This is a genomic window from Pseudoalteromonas sp. S558 (genome assembly GCF_005886635.1).
Lineage (GTDB): Bacteria > Pseudomonadota > Gammaproteobacteria > Enterobacterales > Alteromonadaceae > Pseudoalteromonas > Pseudoalteromonas aliena.
In genome coordinates this window covers 23,413-32,798 of the sequence record NZ_PNDU01000088.1, presented here as the reverse complement: position 1 = coordinate 32,798, position 9,386 = coordinate 23,413, and the positions used below count along the sequence as shown (strand labels likewise).

The window sequence follows — 9,386 nt, the reverse complement described above, 5'->3', positions numbered from 1 at the left end:
TTATACCTTTGATATTAATAAGGTAATACCAAACTGCATAAATCTTTGAACAATTTAACGAATTAAATTGCACTATAAGGTCCTTAAAAAATTTCATTTAGAACAACTAGATACAAAATTTTTGCCTAGTTCTAGCGTAATTTTCTTAACGTTAAATAGACCCCATATATAAGCAGATTGGTATTAAGCATCTGCTAATTTTACGCGGATTTTGCTTTTATCAACACTCGTTTGGTTAAGTGCATTAATCGCAGCCTTAACTTCAATGTCGTTTGGCATTTCTACAAAGGCAAAGCCTTTAGATTGGCCTGTTTCTTTATCAAGTACTAAGTTACAAGTAGTCACTTTACCGTGCTCTGCAAACAAAATACGAAGCTCATGCTCTGTTGTAGCGCGAGACAAGTTACGAACTAATAGTTTCATAATGAACCTAAATAATTATATCAGTATTAATTATCTCAACTTAGGTGGATTTAACCTAATTTTATTTGATAAACAGTTAAAAAACTTATTATAAACAAAAATGCCGTTAGTTTAATTTATTAACTAACGGCATTTAATGACTCTACAAGTAATTTAGTACTTAGGTCTATTTATTTTACTTCTTTACCCGCAGCTTGTTGATCTGCATGGTAGCTTGAACGTACAAACGGGCCCGAAGCCGCGTGAGTAAAGCCAATTTCATCTGCATATACTTTTAAGCCGTCAAATTCTACTGGTGGCACGTAGCGTTTAACTGGTAAGTGATGCTTAGAAGGTTGTAGGTATTGACCCACTGTTAGCATGTCAACGTTGTGCGCACGTAAATCACGAAGTACTTCTTCAATCTCGCTAATTTCTTCACCTAAGCCAACCATTAAGCCTGATTTAGTTTTAACTTCTGGGTGAGCTTCTTTAAAACGACGAAGTAATTCTAACGACCATTTATAATCGGCACCTGGGCGAGCCAGTTTGTATAAACGTGGCGCAGTCTCAAGATTGTGGTTAAACACATCTGGTGGTGTTTCGATTAAAATCTCGAGTGCGCGATCCATACGGCCACGAAAGTCAGGCACTAAAATTTCGATAGTAATCGTTGGGTTGTGCTTGCGGATTTCGCGAATACAATCGGCAAAATGTTGTGCACCACCATCACGTAAATCATCACGGTCAACTGACGTGATCACGACGTAGTTTAGCTTCATATCTTTAATTGTCAGTGCTAGTTTTTCAGGCTCAGCGGCATCAGGTTTTAATGGACGACCGTGGGCAACATCACAAAATGGGCAACGACGAGTACATATTGCACCTAAGATCATAAAGGTGGCTGTACCGTGGTTAAAACATTCAGAGAGGTTAGGGCATGAAGCCTCTTCACATACTGAGTGCAAGCCATGCTTACGTAGCGCTTGTTTTATACCGTCAATACGCTCGGTTGATTTAGGTAAGCGAATTTTTAACCATTCTGGCTTACGCAACATTTCGGTTTTTTCTGTAGGTAAAACTTTAACTGGGATCAACGCCATTTTTGCTGCGTCGCGTAGTTTTACACCTGGTTCCATTTTGACTGGTTTATTCATTCGTTTTCAAACCCTTCAGTATGCTTAACCTGTGTTGCATTAAGCTTATTGATCATGTGTTTTACCAATCCTTCACCCGCACTTTCTAGGTTTTGAGGACCATCTAATTCTTTAGTTTGCACCATATTCATGCCCGCATAACCACACGGATTAATACGTAAAAATGGACTTAGGTCCATGTTAACATTTAATGCTAAACCATGAAACGAGCAGCCACGACGAACTCTAAGTCCAAGTGATGCTATTTTACTGTCGTTGACGTAAACACCCGGTGCGTCAGCTTTAGCGTACGCTTTAATATCGTACTCGGCGAGTGATTCAATAATGCACTCTTCAAGCCACGTAACCAGTTCACGTACGCCAATTTTTAAACGTCGAAGATTAAATAATACATACATCATTTGCTGGCCGGGGCCGTGGTACGTTACTTGTCCGCCACGATCCACTTTAATAACCTCAATGTCGCCTGGGGCAAGTAAGTGCTCGTCTTTACCGGCTTGACCTTGAGTGAATACACTCTCGTGCTCTACAAGCCAAATTTCATCTGGTGTATTTTCATCTCGGGTGTCGGTAAAGTCCTGCATTTTTTGCCAAATAGGCATATAACGCTGACGACCCAGTTGGCGTACGATTAAGGTGTTTTCGTTCACAACAAATCTCAACTATGGCTTAAAGCATGTGGCGTACGTCATCAATATTGCTGATCACGTTATAAATTTCTTCAATGTGTTTGCCACTTGTAACCGTTGCTACAAGGCTTACTGATTCGTAATTGCCTTTGCTGCTTGGTTTTACTTTAGGTGCGTAGTCGCCAGGTGCAATAGGTTGTAACTTAGCTAAAATTTGATCAGTTAGGTTTACGTTAGCTAAACCCATAATTCTGAATGTAAATGGGCAAGGGTACTCTAAGTACTCATCAAATTTTGTATCTTTAACAGGTTGAACCACGACGGTGACTCCTCAAACAAATAAAGTATTGGCTCTGAGCATAATGCTAGGCGCTAAACTGACAGGGTAATGACAATCTGAGTTAATGTAATAATCAATCGACATAAGTATTTGAACAATTTAACAAACTAAATCATTCCATAACGACGTTAAAATTTTCATTTAGAACAATTAGGTATAAAAATTTTTGCCTTGTTATAGTGCGATTTTTTATCGTTAAATAAACCTCATATTTAAACAGATTGATATTATTTTGGAATACCCAAAATAAAAACTCAACATGATTGCTTTATATGGGGCGCATTCTAGCATTTTTCAAGCAAAAAAAAACGCCTCATAATGGAGGCGTTTCGTTTAACTTCACAATTGCTGTGAGTTTATTTTTACACTTACATTATTTGTAAACGTAGGTAGTCATAAATTTTACTAAAGAAGCTGCCTTCTTCCACTTCTTCAAGCGTTACTAGTGGGTATTGAGCGATATCTTCCCCTTCTAATTGCAAGAATAAAGTACCTACTTTAGTACCTTTCGCTAGAGGCGCCTCAAGTGTATTGTCTAGCTCAAAATTGGCTTTAAGGTTTTTATGCTGGCCACGTGGAATAGTGATTGGTGTATCTTCTAAAATACCTAACGATACGTTTTCTTTATTACCCATCCAAATACGTTGCTCTGCAAAGCTATCGCCTGCCTTGTACGGTGTAATTGTTTCAAAAAAGCGAAAACCGTAATTAAGTAATTTTTTATTTTCTATTTTGCGCGCACGTTCGCTTGAAGTACCCATAACAACGGCAATCAAACGCATACCGTTTTTAGTAGCCGATGTTACTAAACTATAGCCTGCTTCAGATGTGTGGCCTGTTTTAATGCCGTCTACATCTAAGCTTTCATCCCATAACAGCGAGTTACGGTTATATTGCTTAATGCCATTGTAGGTATATGACTTTTGTTTATAAAGAGCGTATTCGTCTGGCACATCACGAATAAGTGCCGCGCTTAACGTTGCCATATCACGTGGTGTTGTATAGTGCTCATTAGTATCTAGGCCGTGGCTGTTGATAAAATGGCTGTTGCTCATGCCTAATTTAGCCGCATGTGCATTCATTAAGTCAGAAAATGCGCTTTCGCTACCTGCAATATGCTCAGCCATTGCAACACACGCATCGTTACCTGATTGAATAATTATTCCGTGGTTAAGCTCATCTACACTAATTTGTTTGCCTACTTCAATAAACATTTTAGACGATTCAGGAAAGTTTTTAGCCCACGCTTTTTCGCTCACAGTAACCATGTCTGAGGGGGCGATATTACCGGCTTTAATTTCAGTACCAATTACATAACTGGTCATCATTTTAGTTAAACTAGCAGGAGCTAGTTGCGTATCAGCTTCACCTTCAGCTATTACTTTACCCGTTGTAAAGTCCACTAAAAAATAGCCTTTTGCATTAACTTGAGGTGGTGCCGGAATAATTTGGGCGCTGGCTGAAAATACGGCGGCAGAACAAACTAAGCCGCATACACCTTTGAGGATTTTATATTTAATAGATTTCATCATACTCATTAATGGTTAAAGTTAAAAATTCGCGTTACGCCATTCTAAAGGCCTTACTGAGTGTAAAGCAAGAACGCGTTTTGAAATTGATCTTGTTTTAATTTTTCTAAGACTTGATGTGCATGTTGAGCGTCTTTAATTGGACCTAAATGCAGTCTATAAATAGCGTCTTTTTGTACAATATTAGTTGGCAACTTGTATTGAAGGCGCAAGGTACTTGCCAGTGCTTCAATATTTTCCAGTGTACTCCCAGCAGCAACCTGAATATAAGTTTCATTCGTTTTAGCTGAGCCACCCAGCGTAACTGCCTCGAGCTTAACCTTTGCTGTACCATGAGTATAGTAACCAAGCTTATAAGCGGCAGCGTACGAGAGATCGATTATCCTGTCATCATGAAAGGGGCCACGGTCATTAACACGCACAATGACCGATTTGCCGTTACTCATGTTAGTCACACGCAAAAAACTAGGTAACGGCAGCGTTTTATGTGCAGCCGTCATAGCAAACATATTATAAACTTCACCGTTTGAAGTATGATATCCATGAAATTTACGGCCGTACCACGAAGCAATGCCTTCTTCAGAGTAGCCTGATTCATCAAGCATTGGCGTATAGCGCTTACCAAGTACTGTATATGGGCGACTCGTGCTTGCACTTTTAGTAACGTCGGTGATTACAGCATCTTGCATTTCAAGCACCGTTGGCGCTCTAAGTGGAGCAGTGTCATGGCGCATATGGTAGCGGCTACCTGAATTACTACAGGCGCTTAAAAGTATAATTAACAGTGTACTTAGTAATAGCTGTATATAAAGTCGCATTATTTTAAAAGCATCCTTTTGTCTGTGGCAATGGACATTATTATGCCAAAACCAGCCATTAGCGTGACCATTGATGTGCCACCGTAGCTAATTAATGGTAAAGGGACGCCAACAACCGGTAAAAGGCCTGATACCATGCCAATATTTACAAACACATAAACAAAAAAAGTGAGAGTAAGCGCGCCGGCTAGTAATTTTCCAAATGCATCTTGTGCGTTAACGGCAATATATAAACCACGGCCAATAATAAATAAATAGAGGCTAAGTAAAATACATACCCCGAATAGCCCAAACTCTTCACTTAGCACCGAAAATATAAAGTCGGTATGGCGCTCAGGCAAAAACTCTAGTTGAGATTGTGTACCTTGTAACCAGCCTTTACCTTCAACGCCACCAGAGCCTATCGCTATTTTTGACTGAATAATATGATAACCCGACCCTAGAGGGTCGCTTTCAGGATCTAAAAATGTCAGCACGCGCTGTTTTTGGTAATCATGCATCCCATAATGCCAAAAAGGCCACGCGGCAAGCGTTACCATTGAACTTAAAAAGCCAATTAATCGCCAACTCAAACCCGATAAAAACAATACAAATATACCAGAACTTGCAATGAGGATGGCAGTGCCTAAATCAGGCTGCTCTTTAATTAGCAGCGTAGGAAGCATAACAATCATAAAACCAATAATTAAATGCATTGGACGAGGGGGAAGGTGATTACGGCCTATATACCACGCAACCATCATAGGTACTGCTAGTTTCATTAGCTCCGCAGGCTGAAATCGAGTAACTCCTAAATCGAGCCAACGTTGTGCACCCTTTGAGCTTACACCAAATAAAAGTACTGCGACCAACATTAATAAACCAACAAAATAAAGTGGGATCACTAAGCGTTTTAGCGCAGCTGGCGATAACTGGGCTAAAACAATCATCGCAACAACAGCACCGCCCATACGCGTCATGTGCCTAATCATCATTGACGATTCTTGACCACTGGCGCTGTAAACAACCATTATGCTGCCTATCATCATCACAATTAGTGCAATAAATAGCGGCAAATCAAGGTGCATACGCATCCAAATAGAGCGTTCATCATGCAACCTAGTCATGGTATGGTATTCCTAGCAATATTAATGGGGTTAGCTGCAAAGTAATAATCCATAAGTTGTCGAGCGATTTGGATCCCGCCATGGTTATTCTCCAATACCACAGAAACGACTATTTTAGGATCGTCAAACGGTGCAAAACCAATGTAAATGGTGTTATCGCGTTGTCGTTCTTTTAGTGATTTTGCATCGTAACGCTCACCCTGTGCAATGCTAACTATTTGCGCAGTCCCTGTTTTTCCTGCAGAGTCGTAGCGAGTCCCCTTAAAAGCTTTATGTGCTGTGCCGGATACTTTTTTAACTGTATTGTGCATTGCATCTAAAGACACCTGCCAATGGTGTGGATTCTTCAAAATAATAGGCGGTTTTTCTTCATTGTTAATTTGCGTTACACCACCGTCTTTTCTGACCACTTGTACTAAATGAGGCGGGTGATTAATGCCGCGATTAACTAATATATTAGTCGCGTTCGCAATTTGAATCGGGGTCGCCGTCCAATAACCTTGGCCAATACCAACTGAAATCGTGTCGCCGCGCCACCAGGATTCTTTAAAGCGGCCTTCTTTCCATTCTTTTGAAGGTAATATAGCCGTGGTTTCTTCATGTATATCAATACCTGATAAATCACCGTAGCCAAAACGGGTCATAAAGTCACTTATTTTAGTGATCCCTAACCGATAGGCTGCATCGTAAAAGTAAGTATCGCACGACTCTTCAATTGCTTTATATACATCAACGTGCCCATGACCCCAGCGTTTCCAGTCACGCCATTTATGATCCACATTAGGAATTTGAAAAAAACCAGGATCCCACATTGATGTTGTTTCGTTTACGATGTTTTCTTCAAGCGCTAATACTGCCATTAAAGGTTTTACCGTAGAGGCGGGTGCATAACGACCTTGCGTAGTACGGTTTATTAATGGACTGTCTTGATTAAGTAACGCTTTGTAATTTTTGCTGCTAATGCCATGCACAAATAAATTAGGGTCGTAACTTGGGTTTGAATAAAGTGCCAGTACGCCGCCATCTTTAGCGTCCATCACCACTACAGCACCACGCATATCTTTAAGTGCATGTTGCGCTATTTGCTGTAAGCCGACATCGAGGGTAAGCACCAAATCGCTACCTGGTTGTGGGGGGGTTATACTTAGCGTGCGGATAATTCGTCCACGATTGTTAACTTCTACGCGTTGCGAGCCAACGTTACCATGGAGTGTTTCTTCGTAGTATTTCTCTATTCCGAGTTTACCAATATCGTGAGTGGCACGGTAATTTGTATCGCGGCCTTCTTGCTCTAATTGATTGAGCTCTTTTTTATTGAGTTTAGCTACATAGCCTAAAGCATGGGTGAGGGTATCGCCAAATGAATAATAACGGGCCAGTCGTGCTTCAATACTAAACCCTGGGAATTTATGTTGATTAACAGAAAATTTAGCGACTTCAGTTTCATCTAAATGGGCTTTAAGAACCTGTGATTTAAAACGGCGCGTATGTTTTATATCGTCTAAAAAGTCTTCTTTTTCTTGCTCAGTAAGCGCGATTAATTTACTTATTTGCACAAGTGCTTTGGCTAAGTCATCCACCTCTTCAGGTATCACTTCAAGGTTATAAACAGGCTTGTTTTCAGCAAGGAGAACACCATTACGATCGTAAATTAAACCACGGTTGGGGGGGATAGGTATAATTTTAATACGATTATCGTTAGAGCGGGTTTGATAGCCATCGTGATCTTTTACTTGAATTGTATATAAATTAGAAAGCAGTACAGCCATTAACCCTAATACAAAAACAAAACCCACGAATGCACGCCTAGCAAATAAGTTTGCTTCTGCGGAGTGGTCACGAATAGTGGGTCTTTGTTTTAGCATGGCAAGAGGTTACTCGCGATGATAAGGATGGTTGTTATTTAAGCTCCAGCCTCTGTAAAGGCTCTCTGCAACAATAATGCGCACTAACGGGTGCGGTAATGTTAAATTAGATAACGACCATTTTTGCTCTGAAGCTGCAATGCACTCTGGAGCAAGTCCTTCAGGTCCGCCAATAAGTAAACTTACATCGCGGCCGTCGAGTTGCCATTTTTCCATGTTTTTAGCAAGCTGGTGAGTATCTAGCGCTTTCCCTGTGACTTCTAACGTAACAATACGATTGCCTTTTGGAATAGCCGCTAATGTTTTTTCACCTTCAATGTGTAAAATACGTTTTATATCCGCATTCTTGCCACGTTTTCCGGCTGGAATTTCAATTAACTCAAGGGCCATATCTTTAGGGAAACGGCGCTGATATTCTGCAAATCCCGTTTCTACCCATGCTGGCATTTTTGTACCAACAGCAATCATTTGTATTTTCACGAATTACTTCCAAGCATTGTCTAAAATGAGTAAGGGTTTAGCCCCACAGTTTTTCTAGATCGTAATAGATACGTGCTTCACTTTGCATTACGTGAACAACCACGTCACCTAAATCAACCAGTGCCCATTCGCCATCACTTTCGCCTTCATAACCTAGAGGTTCTGAATCTGCGTGACGTGCTTCTTTTGCTAAATGATCGGCAATTGATTGTACGTGGCGCTTCGATGTGCCTGAACAAATAACCATATAGTCAGTGATGTCAGATGTCTTTGTTACGTCAATATGAATAATGTCACGCGCTTTCATATCGTCAATTTTATCCATAGCAAAAGCGAGTAATTGTTTTGAATCCAAGGTTTTGTCTCAATTTAAAAATTTAATGGCGCGCATTTTAACACGGTAGGCGTTTTTAAGCATCAATTTGATAGAGCTGATGCATTTGTATGTAATGACTCACTGCATCGGGTAATAGTTCATTCTTTTTATTACTTTTTTTAAGCTGTTCTCGAATGATACTCGAGGCTGCATTATGGGTTTCACCGGATAAAAAATAAAGTTTCCCAGCGAGAGTTTGTTCAAGTGCCGTTACTTTGTCTACCTTTGCATGTTGCAAGTAACTTTTAAGTTCACCATTGACACTGCAATCTTGAGCAGGGCGCTGATACACGACGATATGGCATAGCTGCGTTATTGTTTGCCACTCAAACCATTTGTCGAGGTTGTTAAACGAGTCCATACCAATCAAAAATAAAATAGGCGTAGCTGGGTGTTCTTTACGCAATTCTTGCAAGCTAAGTAACGAATAGGATGGACCGGCTCTGTTAAGCTCTCTTAAATCGAGATCAAAATACGGATAAGGTTCAATCGCCGCGTTTAGCATATTGATACGGTGCTGTGTACTAATACCCGGTGCTGCTTTGTGGGCAGGTAATGCACAAGGCATAAAATAAAGTGTATTTAAATTAAATGTTTTAACACATTGCTGCGCCATATTTAAATGCCCTAAATGGACAGGGTCGAATGTGCCACCATAAATTGCAATCATTTCACATACACCCT

The 9,386-nt window shown here is 40.3% G+C and carries 11 protein-coding genes; all 11 read right to left on the bottom strand.

Features of this window, described 5'->3' with window-relative positions; translation table 11 throughout:
• Positions 1–183 precede the first annotated feature (183 nt).
• Entirely contained in the window at positions 184–423 is a 240-nt protein-coding gene (locus tag CWB66_RS07240; RefSeq protein WP_077538446.1) for an RNA recognition motif domain-containing protein, read from the bottom strand.
• Between the two features lie 170 nt (positions 424–593).
• The gene (gene lipA / locus CWB66_RS07235) at positions 594–1,559 is read right to left on the bottom strand and encodes a lipoyl synthase (RefSeq protein ID WP_138584842.1); all 966 of its coding nucleotides are present in this window, start codon (positions 1,557–1,559) and stop codon (positions 594–596) included.
• Positions 1,556–2,209 (bottom strand): lipoyl(octanoyl) transferase LipB, encoded by a 654-nt coding sequence (gene lipB, locus CWB66_RS07230; protein WP_077538442.1) that lies wholly within the window; start codon positions 2,207–2,209, stop codon positions 1,556–1,558. The genes lipA and lipB overlap by 4 nt, the downstream gene beginning before the upstream one ends.
• 19 nt (positions 2,210–2,228) lie before the next feature.
• The gene (gene ybeD / locus CWB66_RS07225; RefSeq protein ID WP_002958517.1) at positions 2,229–2,507 is read right to left on the bottom strand and encodes a DUF493 family protein YbeD; all 279 of its coding nucleotides are present in this window, start codon (positions 2,505–2,507) and stop codon (positions 2,229–2,231) included.
• Between the two features lie 389 nt (positions 2,508–2,896).
• Positions 2,897–4,057, bottom strand: coding sequence for a serine hydrolase (locus tag CWB66_RS07220; protein WP_138584845.1), 1,161 nt, complete (start codon positions 4,055–4,057; stop codon positions 2,897–2,899).
• A 53-nt stretch (positions 4,058–4,110) separates the two neighbouring features.
• Positions 4,111–4,875: a septal ring lytic transglycosylase RlpA family protein gene (locus tag CWB66_RS07215; protein WP_138584841.1), complete on the bottom strand. Its 765-nt coding sequence runs from the start codon at positions 4,873–4,875 to the stop codon at positions 4,111–4,113.
• The gene (gene rodA, locus CWB66_RS07210) at positions 4,875–5,981 is read right to left on the bottom strand and encodes a rod shape-determining protein RodA (protein ID WP_077538438.1); all 1,107 of its coding nucleotides are present in this window, start codon (positions 5,979–5,981) and stop codon (positions 4,875–4,877) included. The genes CWB66_RS07215 and rodA overlap by 1 nt, the downstream gene beginning before the upstream one ends.
• Complete coding sequence (gene mrdA / locus CWB66_RS07205; protein ID WP_138584840.1) at positions 5,978–7,846, bottom strand: penicillin-binding protein 2; 1,869 nt, start codon at positions 7,844–7,846, stop codon at positions 5,978–5,980. Before mrdA ends, rodA begins: the two co-directional genes overlap by 4 nt.
• A gap of 9 nt (positions 7,847–7,855) precedes the next feature.
• On the bottom strand, positions 7,856–8,326 hold the full coding sequence (gene rlmH / locus CWB66_RS07200) for a 23S rRNA (pseudouridine(1915)-N(3))-methyltransferase RlmH (RefSeq protein WP_002958522.1): 471 nt from the start codon (positions 8,324–8,326) through the stop codon (positions 7,856–7,858).
• A gap of 37 nt (positions 8,327–8,363) precedes the next feature.
• Complete coding sequence (gene rsfS, locus CWB66_RS07195; protein ID WP_024610964.1) at positions 8,364–8,681, bottom strand: ribosome silencing factor; 318 nt, start codon at positions 8,679–8,681, stop codon at positions 8,364–8,366.
• Positions 8,682–8,736: 55 nt separating this feature from the next.
• Positions 8,737–9,372: a nicotinate-nucleotide adenylyltransferase gene (nadD, locus tag CWB66_RS07190; protein ID WP_138584839.1), complete on the bottom strand. Its 636-nt coding sequence runs from the start codon at positions 9,370–9,372 to the stop codon at positions 8,737–8,739.
• Positions 9,373–9,386 lie beyond the last annotated feature (14 nt).